Origin of the sequence: Rhodovibrio salinarum DSM 9154 (genome assembly GCF_000515255.1) — a bacterium.
Classification (GTDB): domain Bacteria; phylum Pseudomonadota; class Alphaproteobacteria; order Kiloniellales; family Rhodovibrionaceae; genus Rhodovibrio; species Rhodovibrio salinarum.
Genome location: NZ_KI911559.1, coordinates 4,092,303 through 4,112,155, shown reverse-complemented (window position 1 = coordinate 4,112,155; position 19,853 = coordinate 4,092,303). Strand labels below are relative to the sequence as shown.

General features: G+C 63.1%; 13 protein-coding genes. 6 read left to right on the top strand and 7 right to left on the bottom strand.

What is annotated here, in order from left to right; all coding sequences use genetic code 11:
• Window positions 1–87: 87 nt before the first annotated feature.
• The 3 genes from RHOSA_RS0119100 to tnpB all read left to right on the top strand — a co-directional run bounded on the left by RHOSA_RS0119100 (window position 88) and on the right by tnpB (window position 2,216).
• Window positions 88–1,521 carry an oligosaccharide flippase family protein gene (locus tag RHOSA_RS0119100; protein ID WP_027289911.1) on the top strand — a complete coding sequence of 478 codons (1,434 nt, stop codon included), beginning with the start codon at window positions 88–90 and terminating at the stop codon, window positions 1,519–1,521.
• Between the two features lie 253 nt (window positions 1,522–1,774).
• Window positions 1,775–1,945, top strand: a complete 171-nt coding sequence (locus tag RHOSA_RS25330) for a hypothetical protein (RefSeq protein WP_156092854.1) — start codon at window positions 1,775–1,777, stop codon at window positions 1,943–1,945.
• A 70-nt stretch (window positions 1,946–2,015) separates the two neighbouring features.
• A complete protein-coding gene (gene tnpB, locus RHOSA_RS26015; RefSeq protein ID WP_200371945.1) occupies window positions 2,016–2,216 on the top strand; it encodes an IS66 family insertion sequence element accessory protein TnpB in 201 nt (66 codons plus the stop codon).
• A gap of 236 nt (window positions 2,217–2,452) precedes the next feature.
• Here the strand turns inward: tnpB and RHOSA_RS23765 are convergent, their stop codons facing one another.
• The 7 genes from RHOSA_RS23765 to RHOSA_RS24515 all read right to left on the bottom strand — a co-directional run bounded on the left by RHOSA_RS23765 (window position 2,453) and on the right by RHOSA_RS24515 (window position 11,516).
• Window positions 2,453–3,481: an IS5 family transposase gene (locus tag RHOSA_RS23765; protein WP_156092852.1), complete on the bottom strand. Its 1,029-nt coding sequence runs from the start codon at window positions 3,479–3,481 to the stop codon at window positions 2,453–2,455.
• Window positions 3,482–3,537: 56 nt separating this feature from the next.
• Window positions 3,538–4,347 carry a sulfotransferase domain-containing protein gene (locus RHOSA_RS0119085; RefSeq protein ID WP_027289910.1) on the bottom strand — a complete coding sequence of 270 codons (810 nt, stop codon included), beginning with the start codon at window positions 4,345–4,347 and terminating at the stop codon, window positions 3,538–3,540.
• Window positions 4,348–4,503: 156 nt separating this feature from the next.
• Entirely contained in the window at window positions 4,504–5,076 is a 573-nt protein-coding gene (locus RHOSA_RS0119080; RefSeq protein WP_027289909.1) for a hypothetical protein, read from the bottom strand.
• A gap of 49 nt (window positions 5,077–5,125) precedes the next feature.
• The gene (locus RHOSA_RS0119075; protein WP_027289908.1) at window positions 5,126–5,437 is read right to left on the bottom strand and encodes a hypothetical protein; all 312 of its coding nucleotides are present in this window, start codon (window positions 5,435–5,437) and stop codon (window positions 5,126–5,128) included.
• Entirely contained in the window at window positions 5,434–6,798 is a 1,365-nt protein-coding gene (locus tag RHOSA_RS23760; RefSeq protein ID WP_051432354.1) for a putative O-glycosylation ligase, exosortase A system-associated, read from the bottom strand. Before RHOSA_RS23760 ends, RHOSA_RS0119075 begins: the two co-directional genes overlap by 4 nt.
• Before the next feature lie 46 nt (window positions 6,799–6,844).
• Window positions 6,845–9,025 carry a right-handed parallel beta-helix repeat-containing protein gene (locus RHOSA_RS0119065; protein ID WP_156092850.1) on the bottom strand — a complete coding sequence of 727 codons (2,181 nt, stop codon included), beginning with the start codon at window positions 9,023–9,025 and terminating at the stop codon, window positions 6,845–6,847.
• 478 nt (window positions 9,026–9,503) lie between these two features.
• The gene (locus RHOSA_RS24515; RefSeq protein WP_051432353.1) at window positions 9,504–11,516 is read right to left on the bottom strand and encodes a TIGR03016 family PEP-CTERM system-associated outer membrane protein; all 2,013 of its coding nucleotides are present in this window, start codon (window positions 11,514–11,516) and stop codon (window positions 9,504–9,506) included.
• Window positions 11,517–11,721: 205 nt separating this feature from the next.
• On the opposite strand from RHOSA_RS24515, the gene RHOSA_RS23750 reads away from it, so the two are divergent.
• The 3 genes from RHOSA_RS23750 (at window position 11,722) to RHOSA_RS24965 (ending at window position 19,850) form a co-directional block, all read left to right on the top strand.
• Window positions 11,722–12,963, top strand: a complete 1,242-nt coding sequence (locus RHOSA_RS23750) for a glycosyltransferase family 4 protein (protein ID WP_081728860.1) — start codon at window positions 11,722–11,724, stop codon at window positions 12,961–12,963.
• A 667-nt stretch (window positions 12,964–13,630) separates the two neighbouring features.
• Complete coding sequence (locus tag RHOSA_RS0119050) at window positions 13,631–18,595, top strand: Ig-like domain-containing protein (protein WP_169816665.1); 4,965 nt, start codon at window positions 13,631–13,633, stop codon at window positions 18,593–18,595.
• Window positions 18,596–18,908: 313 nt separating this feature from the next.
• The gene (locus tag RHOSA_RS24965) at window positions 18,909–19,850 is read left to right on the top strand and encodes a sulfotransferase family protein (protein WP_081728858.1); all 942 of its coding nucleotides are present in this window, start codon (window positions 18,909–18,911) and stop codon (window positions 19,848–19,850) included.
• The last annotated feature ends 3 nt before the right edge of the window (window positions 19,851–19,853 follow it).

Below are 19,853 nucleotides of genomic sequence, written 5' to 3'. Positions count from 1 at the left end.
CGGTTTATATCCTGGAAGCGGTCGCGTGACGGGCCTGTTCCAGCCGCTCGTGTCTCCTTTCAACTCAACCCTTCGGGGACTGCCGTCGTGAGTATCCGGAAAAGCTTGGCCTGGTCGTTCAGTCAATCCGCCGGTCAGAAGCTCATACAGTTCGTTGGTTCGATCTTCGTCGCTAGGCTTTTGACCCCGGATGAGGTGGGTGTTTTTTCCATCGCGATGGCGATGAATTACTTGCTGGGTTCATTCCGTGAGTTCGGGGCAGTTAACTATCTGATTCGGGAACCGAATCTGACGCCGGACAAGATCCGCACGGCCTTCGCCATCATGATCGTGATCCAGTGGAGCCTCGGTGGCCTGCTGTTGGCGGTTCGGTCGTTCCTGGCGGAGTTCTATGGCGAACCCGGGATCGCCGACGTTCTGACTGTCGTCGCCCTTGGCTTCTTCATCAGCCCGTTTGGGCAGCCGGCGATCGGGTTGCTGCGCCGTGCGATGCGGTTCGACCTGCTGCATCACATCTCGATCTTCGGTGTGGTCGTTGGGACGACGACGACCATCGTGCTGGCGTTCCTTGACTTCAGTTACATGGCGTTGGCCTGGGGAGTCCTAGCGGGGAACGTCGTGCGTAGCGTTTTGCCATTATGCGTCCAACGCGACCACCTTATGCTCGTCCCTGGGTTCAGCCATTGGCGTGAGATTTTGAGCTTCGGTGGCTTCCTCGCGCTTGCCGGCATATGCGGTACGTCCGCGAGCGACGGTCGGAAATTCATTCTCGGCGCGTTTATTAGCCCGGCTGCCATCGCCCTTGTCGAACGTGCCGAGCAGATCCCGCGGACCTCGCGTGAAGCGCTCTTTCTGCCGATTGGGCGGGTTCTTCTGTCATCGTTCTCGAAGGATATCCGCGAGGGCCGGTCGATTGGGCCGAGTGTCGAGGCGTACGTCGGCGCGCTGACGATCGTAACTTGGCCGGCGTTCGCGGCCTTGAGCGCCCTCGCGGTGCCGGTCATTGTCCTGCTGTTCGGCGAGAACTGGCGGGTGGCGGGCGAGATCCTTCCGTTCCTGCTGCTGGCAGCAGGGCTCCCCAGTGCCTTGCCGCAGCCGGAGCAGATCCTGATCTCCCACGGAGCCGTCCGGCGGCTATTCGTTCTTCGCCTGTGTCAGCTTGTCGTCGCAATAGCTGTGAGCACCGTCGGGGCGTACTACGGCTTGGTCGCGTTCGCGGTTTCTCAGATCTTGATTGCTGCTGTGCTGCTGGGCATCGTCTATTTCTTTATCGGGGATCTGATGGAAACCTCATTAACCCGACTGCTGCCGTCTTACATCCATGCTGCTGGCCTCTCGGTAGTTTGTGCCAGCCCGCCCGCCATGGTGTATTGGCAGTACGGCGATGGGCCGCCGGTCAGCTGGGTCTTGGGCGCGTTGGCCTTGAGTGCGGCGAGCTGGATCGGTGGGATTATGCTGTTGCGTCACCCGCTTTCGTTGGAAGTGCGCCACCTTTGGGGTCGAGTTGCGCAACGACTATAACCGGGCGGTGACGTGCCACACGCTCCGAAAGCCCTGTCGGACGTCGCTTGGTGAGCGGGGAGGCGGATGCGGCAGGTGACCTTGAGGGTCGCGGAACGTCGACGGCGGTGGACCGACGGGTAGAAGCTGGCGATCCTGTCGGAGATTGGCGACAAAACGAGTGGTCCGTCGAGAGGTGGCGCGCCGCTATGACCTCAGCCAGTAGCAGCTCTACCAGTGGCGCCGGGAACTGGTTTGCAAGAGCCTGATCTCGGTGGAACCGATCGTTTTCCTGCTCGTCATCGCTGAGGCGAGCAAGAACGAAGACGCCCACGCGAATGGTAGCATCCACACTGTCGAACTTGGGCTGGCCAAGGTGCGGATGCTGGCCGTCAAAGATGGACGTGCCGGTGATCGTTCAGCAGCGGCTCATTCGATCGGTTGAGAGCGCATGATCGGCCCCGGGACGGTGTTCGGGTCTACCTGGCCGCAGGCATCACCAACATGCGAAGGGGATTACCGGGCTGGCCGCGCTGGCGCAGCGCGAACTCTGTCAAAACCTGACCTTCGGCGCGGTGTTTGCGTTCCGGGGAAGATGGGGCGACAGACAGAAACTGCTGTACTGGGACGGCCAGAGGGGGCTGCCTGTACTACAAGCTCCTGGAGCACGGCGGTTTCCCTCGCCATCACCGGCGGACCGCAGCGTCCGCGCCTGACTTTAGCGCAGCTCGCGATATGCTGTGGAAGGGGATCGACTGGCGGCGGCCGGCGTCGACTGCGCCGTCGGCGCGCGTGGTCTAATTGAGTCACTGAAATCAGGGTGATAACGCTGATGCGAGGGGGTAGGTTGGAGTAAAATCCGGCATGATTCAGGCACTTGACATGCGCCCCGACGACCCGGCGGAACTCAAGGCGATCATCCTCGTCGAGTGCGCCCTGCGGCCCATGGTCCTCACGCGCAATAACGCGTTGTTCGCCGAGTCAAATGCTGGCGGCGAGACGTTCGTCGGTCGATCGCGGAGCGTCGTCGCGCCTTGTCGGTGACGTAGCTGTTATGCGCGATGTGCGGGGTCACACTCATCTCGCACAGCTCCATGACGAAGTCGCCGGTGTCGAAGCCCTTGTCGGCACCCAGCGTCCGACCGGGACGCCTCGGCAGGTCGGCGAGCATCTCCAGGGCCGCCATCCGCTCGGCCGATCCGTGAGCCCGGGTCTTTCGCGCGCTGACGACCAGGCCATTGCGGTTCTCCATGAGCACGTGCCCCATGTAGGCGAGCCGCGCCTCCTTGCCCGGTCCCTTGCGGAACAACCGGGCGTCCGGGTCCGTGGTCGATGCGTGGGTCTGGTTGGACCGCCGTTCGCCACGGAAGTTGTGCGACGGGTTTCGGACCTGGTCCCGGTTGGAACCTCCAGAGCTTTGGTCATCGTCATCGCCGCTGCTGCCACCCTGACCCTCGCGCGGGTGGAAGCTTTTCATTGAGGCCCATGCATCGATCAGGCTGCCGTCGACCGAGAAGTGCTCGCCGCTCAACAGCGGCTTGACCTTGGGGTGGTCGAGCACCGCGTTGAGCAGGCGCTCGGCGACATCGCTCTCGAAAAGCCGGTTCCGGTTCTTGGCGTACACCGTCGAATGCCACACCGGGTCATCGATCCCCAGCCCGACGAACCAGCGAAACAGCAGGTCAAACTCGAGCCGCTCCATCATCTGCCGCTCGGAACGTAGGCTGTGCAAAATCTGCAGCAGCAGCGCGCGCAAGAGTCGTTCGGGGGGAATGCTCGGGCGGCCGTGCGTGCTGTAGATCTCCGAAAAGGTCGGCGACAGCTCCTGAAGCGCGTCGTCGACGACTGTCCGGATCACCCGCAGCGGATTATCTGACGGCACACGCTGCTCCAGGTCCACGTAGCTGAACAGGCTTCCGGAACGGCCGTCATCCCCGCGCAACTTGGCACCTCCATGACCATGCTGAAAACACCGAATCATGCCCGGATGGGCCACGTCTGCCGGGATTTTCAGCAACCTGCTAGCTGCGTTTGGCCTTAGCTAGGTTCGTAAACTGCTTTCAGACGGGCCATCATCTCTTCGCACAATTCGGTGATATCTGGCCGAAGTCTCGGCGGATCGTTCTTCTTCAGCGAGCTAGTTTTGACGGCGCGGGTCAGGCTTGGCGTGTACGGGATTTGAGCGAACCGGCAGACCTGTCGGCCGACCACGGCCGGGCGGCGCACGAAGTCATCGTAGAACAGGAGCAGCACGTTTGTTTTGTCGGCAAGCCCTTGATCGAAGAACATCTGATTGCGATAAGCCCAGAACAAAGCTATTGCGTCCGCATCGCTCATAGCTGGATCGTAGTGCTGGCGAATCATGTCCAGCGTTTCGTCACGAATCCCGCGGGCCCGCCAGTCCTCCAACGCCCGCCCGTCGGCGATCTCGTCCAGGCGGTTGCGCCCGCCCGGCCATTTCCGCAGGTACGAATTCACCATGTCGGTGTAGCTGCGGAACACCCAGATCGCGGAGGCGCCCGTCGCGTCCATCCAATCCGCGAGTTCCCCCGCTTCGAGCAGTGATTTGAACACGACGAGCGACGTGTTGGCCTGTTCGGTCAAGTTCAGTATGCACTCGACGTCGCGAAGCGCGAAACGATCAAATGCGCGCGGATCACCTTCGAAGAACACGGATGTGTCCAGGCTAGCGTCTAGAGTGCCGAGGACGAGGTTGGTTCCAGACCGCTGAACGCCGGAGACCAGCAGAATCCGCTTATCACTGGGGCGGGCGAGAAGTCGGAGGGCCTGGTGCAGGCCGGTCTTTTGCCATTTCCATACCCGGTCGATTTTGGCCGAAGGGAGCATTGTCGCCGTGTCCTCTCAGAATATCGTGCGGGTCACGAAAGTTGCGCAACCACGTGTCGGTCCGAATGGGCAAGTGGTCCAGAGCGGGCCTGTGTCCGGCGGGTGGGAAAGATCGGAAGGCGTGTTATTTGCTCCGAGGTCATTCTTGGCCATGCGCTACTCGTCCGGATTCCCGGTCGTCGATTGGTTTTGCTGAAGCGGGGCGAATTCAACAAAGAAATAGGGAAAGTGTTTGTTTTCCCCAGCGGCTTGCCACATCTGGGTATCTGGCGTGTAGTAGACACCCATGTAGCGGATTCGGCTGACCCCGCATCGGACATTGGATCGATGCCAAGCCGGCATCCACACCTGGAAGTCTTCGTTCATGTGCGGCTCCAAATTGACCCAGGCCAGCATTTTGGGCGCGCACCAGTAGCGCAGCCCAAACCACGCGGGGCGGCGGTGTTTGAAATTGTCGCGCACCAGGTTGTGTTTGCTCACGTCGTCGATCACGGCGAGTCGTCCGGGACGCCCCTTGTAGCTCAACGCCTCAGCACGCCCTCTCGCATCCGACCAGCCGATGCCGTCCCGCCCGGCTAGATCGTAGGCGAGACCGAAATAGGATCCCGACGGGGCGTGGTACACGACGTCGCCGACCAGCTGCGCAGCCCGCGCGGGCGTGACGATTGAAAGGGGCGCAAGCAGCGCGACCAGCCCGGCCAAGGCCAGAGCGGCGAACGTCCGAACCATCGTTGTTATGCCTCTCGGTGTAACAGCATGCAGGGATTTTCGGTCACTCCTATAAGGAGTCGCGTCTGCGTCGCCGCGTTCGGCGGAAGCGCGTGTTCACCATCGTTCCAGGTTCCCTCGGATCGGTGCTTTCGCTATCGCTCTGGGGTGCGCCGGAAGCTTTGCCGGGGGTGGTCTGACGGCGGCATTGGCGTGATGACCGCATGCGGCTGTCGTCCTTCATGCCCGTACGCGAGGTGGCGGAGATGCTGAATACACCGGTCTGATCCGACAGGGCCGGTTTGTCATCATTCTTTATCAGCCAGCGGAAGACCAGGAAGATCGTCGCGGTGTAGATGACGAGCAGCAGGGATTCGATCACCGCGGGCCTCCTGTCGTGGGGCGCGCGGATCGTGGGACCGGCACCGCTGCCGCTGTTCGGGGGGCGAGCGCGGTGCGCGCTTGGGAGCGGGCTCGCCTGGATTCGCGCAGGCTCACGCGCGTCTCGCCAGACTCTTGCGCGGCGATGCTGTAGCCGCAGACCACGACCGCGATGATCACGTAGTACAGGTCGAAGAACGCCATGTTCAGGAACATACCTGCGGTGGCGAACGCGACGAGGCTGGCCTTGCACATACGGCCGAGATCGCTGGCCCAGGCCAACGCGTGGCGTCGGCCCAGCCACTCCAGCTGGCTGGCACGAAGCCACGTCATCAGCAGCAGGGTCAGGAAGATCGCGATTCCGACGCCGCCGTGTTCGCCAAGGACCTCGAAGTACACGCTGTGCCAGGCGCGCGGCATAAGGGCATCCGGCACCAAAGCCATGAAGTAATCGCCGTCGTAGTAGGCCCGGAAGCCGCCGCCAACCAGAGGGCGTTCTTCGAAGATGCGCCAGGCATACGTCCAAGCGTCGAAGCGGCCCTGCACCGACTTGTCCTGCTCGTACTCCTGGATCGATTGCATCCGCTCGATCCACGATTCGGGCAGGAAGAAGATCAGCGCGACCAGCAGACTGGCCCCCAGACCCGCGAAGACGAGTCTGTGGCGTGACTTCAGCGCCAAGTAGCCGGACACAATGACGAGCGAAACGAAGGCCCCGCGTGACTGGCTGCCGACGACCGAGAAGACCGACAGGACGAGACCGGCAAGCAAGCCCCAGCGAACGTACCGGTTTGCCGCGTTCTGCGACAGGTAAAAGAACAGCGGCAGTGTCATCAGCACTGCCATGGCCAGCTGGTTGTTGTCTTGGATGAACGATCCCTTCGGACCCCAGACGAGGTATTGGCCGCCCGTGGTGATCGTGAATAGCCCCCCTTTCATGCTGAAGAATCCGATCGACAGTACCGTGATCCAGATCAGCGCGTGCAGCCTGTGCACGTTGGTCGTCAGACAGAGCGTGACGTAGGTGAACAGCAGGATCTTGATCGAGCGGTCCCAGATCCTGAACGCGCCCTCGGGGACCAGTGCGAATACCGTCGTAATGCTGATCCAAACCGCCAGCATGAATAGCACGAACACGATCCAGTCACGCGGTGGGCGCTTGGGCTCGCGTGAGATCATCCAGGCGCCGAGCGCGAAGGCGCCGACGATCATCGCGGCGGGTACCGTCTCGACGGCGCCCCAACCAAGCCGGTGCGGGTTCATGAACGCGATCCAGTGCCAGCCTAGCAAACCGACGAACGGCGACAGCAACGCCAGCGGTGCCATGCAAAGCACGGCGAGCAGGATGAAGATGTTCAGCATGATGGCTGGTCCGCAGGCCCGGGCGTCGTGTTGAGGGAATGCGCCATCACATGCACCGCCCGTTCGGCCACTTGATCGCCTCCGCGTTTTCCAGGGTGGGCGCATTGCCCGCCCGGAACCCAATGAGGCGCGAACTGCCGTCGCAGTAAATCGTCACGTTATCGAAGGTGATCCGGTTGTCCGGATGCTCGACGCGCTGTTCGTGGTCCCATCCGATGACCTCGCGGTTGCCGTCGTCAGCGCGGGCGTAGATGGTCACGTCGTGCAGGATCAGGTGACCGCCGTTGTAGGCGTCAATCGCCCGTGATCCCGCGCCGTCGCGCTCGTCGAGAACGCTGTGCTCTACCCGGGTCACGGCAGCGCCAGATTTGATCAGGTGCGCACCATCACGCGCGCGGCTCAGACGCGCGTTGCGCACCGTTAGGTCACCCTGGTTAGCGTTGTAGTAGACACCGTGGGCCCGACCGCACTTCCGGCTGCAGTCGCCGCCGACGTTTTCGATCTCGAGGCCGTCGATTACCAGCGCCTGCATGTCCGGGTTCCCAAGTAGGAAGCTCTGGCCATCCGTCATGCGCGCGTTCTCGATCCGCAGCGTTCGCGCTTGCTGACGCACGCACGCGCCGTTGCCGCTGCCGGTGGCGATCTCCCGACAGGCGAGGTTGCGCAGCGTCACTCCGTCGCTTCGCACGATCAAAGCGGCCTTGCCCCGGATCGCACGCACCAGCCGGCTGCCGGCGAAATCGTACGTGCCTGTACGGTTGATCACCGCACCGCTTCGATAGATGCCCGTCGGCAGTGCGCCGCTGTCGATGAGCGCAGCCTGTAGGTCAGGACACTGCCAGTTGAGCACGCCGTCCGCGCAGTCGAAACCTTGCGCCGCCAGGCGGGCGCGCCGCGGGTCGACGCTCGATTTGCTCGGCAGCCGGAAGAACCATACGCCCTGCTTGATGTTGTTGTAGCCTATGAAGACGTCGTAGGCGTCGAGATACGCCCACTTGGAAAACACTCCCTGCGATCGGCCGGGGCGCGGCTGGGGCGCAGCCTCGTTGGCAGGGATGTAGCTTTGCCAGAGATCGTTGGTCGGGTCCCAAGTGCGCACTTCTGCGCTGCCGCACCAGACCACCAGCAGTTGCGCGCCAGGGTGCCAGTCCATCCCCTGCTTAGGGCAGAACGGCTTGCGGCCGTCGTAAGGACCGGCGGCAACCGCTCTCAAACCGTTCGTTGCGACCCACATACGCTTGTTGTCAGCGTACCATACGATCTGGCCCGTCGGGTCGTTGCCGAGCGATCCCTGGCTTTCGAATTGCGACCAGAGGGTGGGGCGGCTCCAGGTGCGCGTCGCCGGATCGAATTGCGCTTCGCCATTCCGTCCGCGCACGACGATCTTTCCCGATTGGGGATCGAACCGTGACTTGACCGATGGGCCGTCCGCGGCGATCGCGGGCAGGACCTCACCGATATGCTGCCAGCGCGGGTGCGTTTCCCGCGGATTGAAGACAAAGACGGTGCTGTTCGACTGGTTCTGGACCCGGCTGGCGTGCGGCCAATAGCCAACCCCGCCGAAACGGAAAACCTCGCCGGTGGTGGGCGCGTAGACCAGCCCATCGTAGGTATGAGTGGCCCCCGGTCCGCCGCCCGGATAGATGTCCTCGGCGAACGCCTCGGGCGGGTAGGCCGCGACAGGTCTATCTTCGGGCGTGATATTGAGCGGGATCCGGAAGTCCCACGCGAGGTCATGGTAATTGAACCCGATGACCTCGTTGCCGCCGTAATCGTTGTGGCCGCCCCCGTGGAAGTACATCCGATCGGGGTCCAGCGCCGCCCCGTTCCAAGAGTAGATTAACGCGCGTGGACGACCGAGCAGGACGTTTGGAACCTCCGCCCGGTCTGTAAGCGGTATCGGGTCGGTACCGCAGGTCGTCCACGGGCTTTGCGACCAATCGTGGCTGTTGAGACAGCGTGCCAGCGCGGTGTCTCGCACCGCCTCGTCGATGGAGGGGGGCGGGGTTGCAGAGTGTGGTTGCGGTGCAGCCTTATGCTCGGCCCTGCGATCCGGGGCGGGCGCGGACGATGTGGGTGGTGATGCCGGGCTAGTTGGTGGCAGCGCGGCGGGTTTATCGGCGATCGGATGCGACCAGTTGTCTTCGTCTAGCAGGTATTGCGGCAGCTGACTGTCTGAACCGTTGGCCTTGACTGCTCCGGGTGTGAACAGCGTGGCCGCCAGCATGGTCACAAGTACGGCGACGTGCCAGCTGCTACGACTTGCGCGGGGCAGGGCGCGGGCATTGAAAGTCCGGCTAAGAGTGCGCCGGCTTTGCCAGTTTTCGAAACCAGACGATGGCATGCGGGAAACTTGCGATTTGTGATCGTCGAGCTTACCTGATTATGAGGCACCGTGGATCGAGCACCAGCGATCCTCCGCCCAAGCGTGCGGTGGATAGTGGGTACATCCAAAGTAGGCGTTGCCGCCCGCCCTTTATTCCGATCGCTCCCACGATCGGTCGGGGCTGCGGTCACCCCGACTGGCTGATCGTGGCGATTCCGGTCTGGAGGTCGGCCGTTTGCGTAGTCATTTGTTTGAACCGTTGGTGCCAAGCCCGCGGTTCCCGACGGTCGCAGTGAAACTTCGGGCGGGTGGACACAACGGGCAGAAGTCAGAACGCGCGAGCGGCCGGGCGGCGTACCCGCCATCTGGCATCTCAGAATTAGAAATCGATCCGGCCGCTGACCGTGAAGGCGTTTTCCACATAGTCATCGTTGGGGGCCGTGGAATCGCGGCGGGAGTAGGTGTAGCCGGCCGAGAGCGTGATGTCCTGGAAGCCGGTGTAGCTTAGGTTGAGGCCGCCGCGGTAGTTGTCGTCCTCGACCGTTTCGCCGCTGTTGATCCCGCGCAGGTCGTCGAACTCGACGTACTCGTAGCCGACGAAGCTGGAAAACTCGACCACCCGGCTGAGCGGCCGGACGAAGGTGAACCGGCCGCCGATGCTTTCCTCGTTGGTCTCGCCGTCCTCGACGTCTTCCTGAACCGTGCGGTAGGTGCCGGTGAGCCTGAAGGTGTTGCGGCCGATGCGGGTTTCGGCGCCGACTTCCGCCGTGTCCGTCAGGGTGGTTTCGTCGCTGATCGAAAAGCGCCCGGTCTCGGGGTCGCGGGTCTGGACGTCCTGGATCGTGCCGGGCAGGCGGTTGGCCAGGCGTTGCTGGCCGGTCGCGACTTCCTGCTCGTAGCTCGCCGTCAGGGTGGTGCGGGCGCTGACGTCGTGGCGGGCATCCAGTTCCAGCGTCAGGTTGTTGTTGCGCTGGCCGTAGGTTGCCAACACGTCGGTATCGGGCGACGGGGTCCACTGAAAGCCGGCGGCGTAGAGGGGCGCTTCGAAGCTGTCGGTCGGATCGTCGCTTTCCAGCTTCTGATAGCCGATGTCGCCGATCAACGCGAACGAGCGGGTGAGGGCGTAGCGGTTGCGCAGCACGGCTTCGCGCCGCGACTGATCGGAGTCGTTGCCGAAGCCGCTGTCGCCGCCATCGCCCTCGAAATTCAGTTCCGAGGCCAGCGCGGTCGCCGTCCAGCTGTAGCGGTCGAACCGCGGTCCGCTGCGCGCGGTGAAGGACACCTGGTGTTCGATGCTGTTGGATGCATCGCTGCCGGGGCGCAGGCGGGTGTCGTTGGTGTCCTCGTCGTCCTCGACCAGCGTCACCGTGCCGGCGTAGCGCAGCTCGGTGAACACGTACCGGCCGAGCCGGTTGGTCAGGTACGGGCTCAGCCGGTAGGTCTGCACCATCTCCGTGCTGGCGTCGTTGCTGACGTTGGAGGAGGTGCCGCGGGAGCTGTCGATCGTCTGCTGCGACACGCTGGCCGCCGCATCGGTCCAGAACAGGTTTTCCACCCATTCCGCCGTTGCGGTGCCGGCCAGTTCGGCGCGGATGTCGTCTTCTTCCTGGTTCAGGCTGGTGCGCTCGTAGAGCAAGCTGCCTTCCAGCGCGGCCTGCAGGCGCGCGGTGTCAGCCTCGAACGACACTCCCGGGCCGACTTCGGTGATCAGCGCGTCTTCCTTCTGATCGTCGGGGTCCAGGTCGACGTTGTCGGTATAGGTGATCCGGCTGGTGGCGAACGGCTGAACACGCCAGTCGCCGGCCAGGAAGCTTTCCGGCACGACGATCGTGTCGCCCGGCTTGAGCGTGCGGTTCGCGCCCGGGTCGCGGCCTTCCTCCAGGTCTTCCAACTTGATCGGAACTTGACGCGTGTTGCCGTCTTCCGTCCGGCGCAGGATGTAGGCGTCGTTGCCGTCGGCCGTCTCCGGCAGGCCGCCGATCGCCAGCACCGCGTCCAGCGCGGTCATCCCCTTGTTGTAGGGCAGGCTGCGGGGGACGAGTGCGCCGCCGATGATCCGGATCCGATTGGCGATCGTGCCGGTCGCTCGCGCGACCGTGACGGTCGCCTGCGGGTCGGTCAGATAGCGTGCCAGGCGCTCCTCGATCGTGTCGGCGAGCGCTTCCGGCATTTGGCCCACCGCCTCTACGTCGCCGATTAGCGGCATGCTGATCCGCCCGTCCGGCCGGACGAGGTACTCGTTGGACAGCTCCGGCTCACCGCGCACGTCGATCGACAGCAGATCGTCCGTACCGATTTCGTAGAACGCCTCCTCGCCGGAAGCGGCGGCGCGATCGGTGCTGTCGGGCGTCGCGTCCTGTGCCTTGGCGGCCGTGGGACCGCCGGCGGTCATGGCACATACCAGCGCCACGGCACCCAGGAGGGTGAGGACGGTCCGGGAATGACGAGGGCTCGTGGAGGGAACACGCCGAGACGCTGGAGAAGACTGGAGCGCCGTCGACGCCGCGAGGTACGCGCGGAAGCGGTGAGCTTGCAATGGAGTCCTCAACACGATGAAGATAGTTCAGTAATAGCTTGGCACAACTCAAAAAGCAAAGATGCAAGTTCTATTTCATTACCGAATCCTGGCGCAAGATGGCATGCAAGTTCACGTTGCAGAGCTCCTCGCGGCTATGCAACGTCAAGGACATGCCGTGCGTGTGGTCGCGCCCGGGGTCGATGACACGAATGCGTGCGATGGCGCCCGCGAGACTGCGTCGGGCGGGCGGCGCGCGGCGGCCGGGATCGTCGCGCGCTTTGGGGCCTTGCGCCATCGCCTGCCGGCTTGGATGGCGGAGCTGCTGGAGCTCGGCTACAGCGTGCCGGCCTATTTGCGGTTGCGCCGGGCCGCGCGCGCCCGGACGCCCGATGTGATCTATGAGCGTTACAACTTGTTCCTGCTCGCCGGTGTGTGGCTGAAAAGGTCCCTGGGCGTGCCGCTGCTGCTGGAGGTCAACGCGCCGCTGGCCGAGGAGCGCGCCGCCCATGGTCGCCTGAGCTTGACCGCGCTGGCTCGTTGGTCGGAGCGATTCGTCTGGCGGCGCGCCGATGTGGTGCTGCCGGTCAGCCACGCCCTGGCGGCGTATGTACGCGCCGCGGGCGTGCCGGACTCGCGGATTGCGGTGATCCCGAATGGCGTGCGCCCGGAAGTTTACGCGGCCAGGGACGGCGACGTGCGCGCCGATCTAGGCCTCGACGACGGTCGTGTGGTGTTCGGCTTCGTGGGCTTCATTCGCCCGTGGCACGGCCTGGAACGGGTCCTGGACGTGATTGCCGGTTTAGATGATCGCCCGCATTTGTTGGTGGTCGGCGAAGGGCCGGCCCGGCCGCTGATCGAACAGCGTGCCAATGCGCTGGGTTTGGCCGACCGGGTGACCATCACGGGCGCGGTGCCGCACGCTCGCGTGCCTGCGTATCTGCGGGCTTTCGACGTCGCCCTTCAGCCGGATGTGACCGCGTACGCGTCGCCGCTCAAGCTGTTCGAGTACATGGCGGCCGGCTGCGCGATCGTGGCACCGGACCGGCCGAACATTCGAGAGATCGTGACCGACGGCGAGACGGCGGTTCTGGTCGATCCGAGCGACGACGCTGCCTTTGCGGCCGTGCTCTCCCGCTTGGCAGCGGATACTGGACTGCGCCGGCGCCTGGGCCGCGCCGCCGCCGTGGCGGTCAAAAGGGACGGCCGGACCTGGGAAAGCAACGCCCGGCGGGTGATCGAACTGGGGCGCCTGTGCGCGCGCCGAACAGGAGGCGGCGCGTCGGCCGTGCTGGATACACCAGCCGGCGGCATTGGCCAGTGAGATTATGGGCAACTGGGCCATGACCAGTTGCCCGCGCAACCAAAACGGTCACGCGCGTGACAATTTTGGGGTCTGGCGGGCCAGCTGTTCGGCCTCGGCTACGCTAAGTGTGGTTTCGTGCTCCCTTCTCCGGCAGTTTTCGTGTCTTCTCCGTGATTTCTATAAAAATCGAAATTTCATTTCCGGATATCAATTGGCAGAAGTACCACGAAAGATATTTCCAATCTCTACCCAAAAGGAAAATCCTGTTCATAAAGTGTTAGTCCGTTCGGGCCTATTCGGATAGTCAGCCGATATTCCCGATCAGGAGGCGACGATGTCGTTTAGTGAGTTAGCAACGAGTTTGGATGGCATGGATAGCCAGCAGTGGATGCAACTGTCATCCAAAAACAGTTTTCAAGACGTGATGGTGAGGACGACCCTACACGACCAAATCGTCGACAGCAGTGGCGGCGCAAACTTCTGGGGTACCAACGGCCCGCAAGCGGTTTTTGATGCGTGGAACAGTTCCGCCTACGACGCCGACGGAAATCGGATGTTCTTCTTCGGCGGCGGGCATGCCAATTACGGGGGCAACGAAGTCTACAGCTTTGACTTTGATACCCTGGAATGGTCGCGGTTGAGTGACCCAGCACCGTTGACAGGGGAAGACGGGCCGGACGGTCACATGATCCCAGAAAATTCGCCGCTGGCGCCGCATACCTACGACGGGTTGGTGTGGAATTCGACGACACAGACCCTGTGGCTCACGAACACGGGGATCGGCTTTGCCTCCGACCTTGGGAGCCCGCACGCGCCGACGGAAAGCAACATTTGGGAGTTCGACCCGGCGACGGGCGATTGGACGGCGCATGCGTCCGACAAGACGTTTTATCGGTCCTCGAGCGTTTTCATCGAGAGCACGGACGAAGTCCTGGTTCTGTCGAACAACAAGTATGGCGAGGTTTCGCCGACCGTGATCGACTCGGATGGCGGGACTACGCACGGCGACACGACCGAATTGGAAACCTTCTCAGGCCACAGCGGTCGGATCGACGCCTCGCTGTTCGAGAACCCGCTGACCGGTACGCTTTATCAGGCGCGCAAGAACGGTATCACCCAGCTCGAGACGACCACGGACGCAAATGGCGATACGGTCGCGATCTCCGGAGCCTCCGTCGAGAATGCCCCGACCGATCTCCACCAAGCCGGCTTCGCCTTCAACACCGATGACGGCAACTTCTACATCTGGAACGGCGACCGCGAGATCATTCGCTGGGATGTCGGCGACGAGGCGGACCTGTCCGACGACACCTTCGAGACGCTCTACAACGTGGCTGGCGACGCGCCGTCGGGCGATGGCAGCAGCAAGATCTTCGATAAGTTCGTCTACCTGGAAGAACTGAATGCCTTCGCTGGTATTCAGAACGTCGAGGGGGACGAAGGCGGGGTTTGGTTATACAAGCCGGGGGAAAACGGCGATCAGGCGTACCAGACCAACCTGGCCGGTGTGACCTTCGACGCGCCGACCAATCACGCGATCCATCTCCACGTCGACGGCAGCAACTTTGACGTCAACGGCGATGGCAGCGTTGAGGTCAGCTATCGCTTGACCGGCACTGCCGACTGGCAGCCAGCTGGCGCTCTGGTGCGCAACTCGGCGGGTGAGTACTCTGGCTCGGTCTTGAACCTCCAGTCGGGCAGCGACTATGAGGTCAAGCTGGACGTCCTCGATCCGGACGGTCTGGTGACCGACTCCTTCGCCGGCGGCACCTTCACGGTCACGACCTCTTCGCGCCCGGCGGCCATGACCGAGGGCAACGAGATCCGCGTCAATTCAATGGCCGACCTGCAGGCCGCGGTCGATGGCGCTCAGGGCGGTGACAACATCGTGTTGGAAGATGGCACCTATGTGGGCAACCTGAACGTCAAGTCCAGCGGCACCAGCGATCAGCCGATCGTGATCCGCGCGGCGGAAGGTGCTGACAGCATCATCGACGCTGGCGGCAACGGTGCGGCCGTGCGGATCGAAGGCGACTTCGTTCACCTTGAGGGGTTGACCATCCGCAATGCCTCCCATGGCATTCAGCTGCGTGACGGCCGCGGCGATCACGTCGAAGGGGCAGTCATCCGGAACAACAGCATCCTCGACGTTGACCGCGGGATCGACGCGAACGAGGGCCACCGGGACATCACGATCACCGACAATTACCTGGTTGGCCGTAACGCCATTGGCGACACCAGCAGCGACACCTGGGGCGACGAAGGCATCGTGGTCACCGGCGAGGGCATCGAGGTCGCCTACAACACGATCGCCGGCTTCGGGGATTCCCTGGGCCTGAACCACAACACCGATCTGGCGAACCGGGCGATAGCGATCCACCACAACAAGGTGCTGTGGGGCGGCGACGACGGCATCGAGCTCGACTTCACCGACCGAAACGTCATCGCCCACGACAACCTGCTGATGAACACGGCGAACGGGATCAGTTTCCAGTACGTCGATAACGGTCCGGCGACCGCTTACAAAAACCTGATCTACAACGTCGAGCGCGGCCCGTTCAAAATCAAGCCGGAAGCGGACACGAACGAAGGCGTCCGTCTCTATAACAACACCAGCATCAAGAGCGGCGAGGCGTGGAAGGACTTCAGCGGTAACCCCGTCGATACGCACATCGTGAATAACCTGTTCGTGGGCGATGGTCAGAGCGCGGACACGGTGCGTGCGGATACGACGATTTTCGACGACCTGACGATGGACTTCAACGCATGGTCTTACGATGGGCGCTTCCAGGTCGGTGGCGTCGGCACTTTCGGTGACTTCGCCGCCTGGCAGGCCGGATCGCAGGGCGACAACGACCAGCTGTTGGAAGGTGAAGCGATCTTCGCTGGGTTGAGCCTGGCGGAGGCGACGGCCGCCTTCTCCGAGTTCCGCGAAGCCGACCTCGCCAGCCTGGTGTTGGCGGACGTGTCCAGCGCCCTCGATGCGGGAACGGTCATCCACGGCGTCACGGACGGTTACGTCGGTGCTGCCCCGGACATCGGCGCGCTGGAGAAGGGTGCCGTGAGCGAGCATTACGGTACGCGGAACGCTCAAATAACGCGGAACGCCCCGATTGCCGGCGCCGACGAGGTCGCGGCTGAGGCGGCTACTGCGGTCGTGATCGATCCGCTTGCGAACGACATCGACCTGCAGGGCGGCCAGCTGCAACTGGTCAGCGTCGCCATGCCGAGCGCTGGGACCAGTAGCATCACGAGTGATAGCAAGATCACCTATCAGCCCGCTGACGGGTTTGTCGGCGAAGACAGCTTCACCTACAAGGTTGCCGACGCCGACGGGAACACGGCTACCGGCAAGGTGATCGTGACGGTGCAAGGTGACGGTGGGACCCACGGTAACACGCCACCGTTAGCCGCGGACGACAGCGTCTCCGGCGTGGCGGGCGAGATGCAGTCGATCAGCGTAGACACTCTGTTTGCGAACGATAGCGACGCTGATGGCGATCCGCTGAAGGTAAGCGGCGTCTCGAGCGCTCAGAACGGCACGGTCAGGCTGTCTGACGGGATCGTCACTTTCACCCCCGATGGTTCTTCGACCACGGAGGGCGCGTTCGTCTACCATGTATCCGACGGCGATGGCGGCAGCGCGACGGCGCGGGTTTCGATCGAGTTCGCGTCAACCGGCACGGTTGCAGGCACGGACTACCGCGATACCATCGACCTCAGCAACAAGACCGACGGGCAGGCCGTCGATGCCCGCGGTGGCCATGACGTCGTGACTGGCTCTGCGTTCGCGGACGATATCACCGGCGGCACCGGCGACGATCAGCTGAGTGGCGGCGCCGGCAATGACGTTTTCCGGGTCGACGGCGACGCGGGCCTCGACCAGGTCGATGGCGGCGCGGGGGTCGACCGTTTGCTGGGCGGCGCCGGCGACGACTTGATCGGTCTGCGGGACCTCGCCGGCATCGAAATCATCGATGGCGGCGCGGGGACCAACCGGATCATGGGAACCTCCACTCGCGACCGCCTGGACTTATCGACTACCGAGATCAGAAACATCGCCGTGATCGACGGGGCGGGCGGCCACGACATCCTGACCGGCAGCGCAGGCAACGATTTCTTTCGGGGTGGCGCCGGCGCCGATCAGATCGCAGGCGGGGCTGGTGTCGATATGGCCGTGTTCGACGGGAACTACGCCGACTACACCGTCACTCAGAAAGGCGGCAATCTGGACGTAGCCGCGCTCGTCAGCGACGAGAGCACTGACAAGCTGAACGGGATCGAGGTGCTGCAGTTCAAGGACGGTCAGTGGCAGAACGGTACCTTCACCGCTGGCGCCAACGGTCTGCCGGACGGCGGAGGTGAAACCACACCCTCCGACACGGAGCCAGAGTTCGTGGAGGCGGTCGATGATACCGGCAGCCTGGCCGAGGACGGATCGCTGTCGCTGGATGTTCTAGCGAATGACATGGTGCCGTCCGGAACGACCGTCCAGGATATCACCGTGCCCGAGCACGGCACGGCTGTGCTGGAGGCGGACGGGGGCGTCACCTATACGCCCGATGTTGACTTCAACGGGGCAGACGGTTTCGCCTACAGTCTTCTCGATGCCGCCGGCAATGTCTCCACTGCGACGGTCGGGATTGAGGTGATGCCGGTCAACGATGCCCCGGTTGTGGTGGACGACCAAGCTAGCATGGAGGAAGGCGACAAGACCGTAGTTGACGTACTGGCCAACGACACCGACATCGACGGGGACACGCTCACCTTGGCGTCGGTCACCGCCGAAGGGGGCGGCAAGACGACTTTCCAAGAAGACGGTCAGATCGTCTACACCGCCGAAGCGGGCTCAGCCGGCACCCACCGTCTGAGCTATACAGTCGAGGATGGCCAAGGCGGCGGTGCCACGGGCGAACTGGTGATCGATGTCACGGCCGCGGTGATCAGCCCGACTCAGACCTTTACCGGGATTGCCTACCGCGACAAGGTCGACCTTTCGGGCGCGGCCGAGGGTTACATCATCGACACGCTGGGGGGGCATGACATCGTTACTGGAACGGTCTTCGCTGACCACATCTACGGCGGCGGCGGCGACGACCAGCTCGCGGGGGGCAGCGGCGACGACATTTTCTTCGGCGCTGAGGGGCTGGACACCATCGATGGCGGCGCTGGCGTCGATATACTGCAAGGCCTGGACGGAGATGATCTGTTCGGCTTGCGGGGCTTCGCGTCGCTGGAGCGGATCGACGGCGGCGGCGGCAGCGACGCGATCCGCAGCACCGGCAGCCGAGACCGACTGGACTTTTCGGATACCGAGTTGGTCGACATTGAGCTGATCGACGGCGGCGGCGGCCACGATATCGTGACCGGTAGCCAGGGCGACGATCACTTCATTGGCCGTAGCGGGTCCGACCGGTTCGATGGGGGCGCGGGTTACGACATCGCGTATTTTGAAGAATCCTATGCGGACTATCAGATCGAGGAGCGCAACGGCGAATTTCGGGTGAAGGCTCTTATGAGCGACGAGGGCCAGGATAAGCTCGCCAATGTCGAGGCGCTGCGGTTTGACGATGGCGTCTACGAGGACGGCCAGTTCCAGTTGCTGGGCGTCTCCAGCCCGAGCGACATGTTGGTCTATGACAATGTCTGATTAGCAGCCCGCCGTCGCAGTGACGGGCCAAGCGATGGCAACCTCCCTCCAACCAGTGGCGGCTGGAGGGAGGTTTGCTTTGTTCAGGGCGCGAGTTGGCAATCGTCGGCACTACTCCTTTTGCGCACGCCTGATCAGCCAACCGTGATATGGCCGCTCTAAGGTCGCTTAGGCACTGTTGTTGGCGATGGGCGTATCGAACCCAAGTTGCGACGACAAGATTGTCGTCTCCTGAACTTGGCTTGGCCTTTTTCGGGTCAACCGCCGCTCGACGCATCGCCATCCGCGAACCGTATATTAGGACGCCTCGCTTATGACCCAGATCAACCAATCATCGCGTGGCGACGTGTCATTTGCGTCGTTCCCGCCAGCCCTTTTCCTGATCGGGGCTCAAAAGTGTGCAACCACCTATTTTGCCACCTGCCTTGCTCGGCATCCGCAAATCGCGGTTGCTGAACCGAAGGAACCAGATTTTTTCACCCGTCATCAAGATCGCGGCCTTTCCTGGTATCGAAACTGCTTTCCGGCTGACGAGATCGGAAAGGTGCTACTGGACGCGTCTGTGAGCTACAGCGTTGCACCCAGCGATGAGCGATCCGCGGGGCCGCTTGTCGGGGTTCCGGAGCGAATCCACGCGCTCCGGCCAGATGCCAGGATCGTTTACCTGGTCCGCGATCCCGTGAAACGAGTGCACTCCGCTTATTGGCACGCAGTGATGGCGGGTGATGAATCTCGGCCGTTCATGCAGGCTGTCCTGACCAACCCCTGGTACCTCGATGCCAGCCGGTACGCTTGGCAACTCGAATGCTACCGGCGGGCTTTCCCCGACGATGCTATCCTCGTACTGCGGATGGATGAGATGATCGCCGACCCGCTGGGCACCGTCGACCGGGTGTGCCGCCATATCGGCTTGCCACAGGCCTCCGGGCTTGAGATGCCGAGCAACCGCGTGAACGCGAGCTACCGCCTTCGTGGGGCCGCCCACATCCTGCCCCGTGGCGGAATCTCCCGCCGCGGCGCGCAAGCGATCGCCAATAGCGCCCGGCGGCTGCTCCCCGAACCGCTCTATACGCGGATTAAGTCGATGGTCACCCGGGACATCCCAGAGATGATGCCGGCGGACCGTGACGCGATCGCTGCTCTGCTGCAGACTGATGTCGCACGGTTCACCCAGCGATATGGTATCGCTTTCCCGCCAGCGGTCGCAGGGGCGCCGACATATGGCGAGCCCGCGAGCCTGCCTGCCGGGGTGTGACAC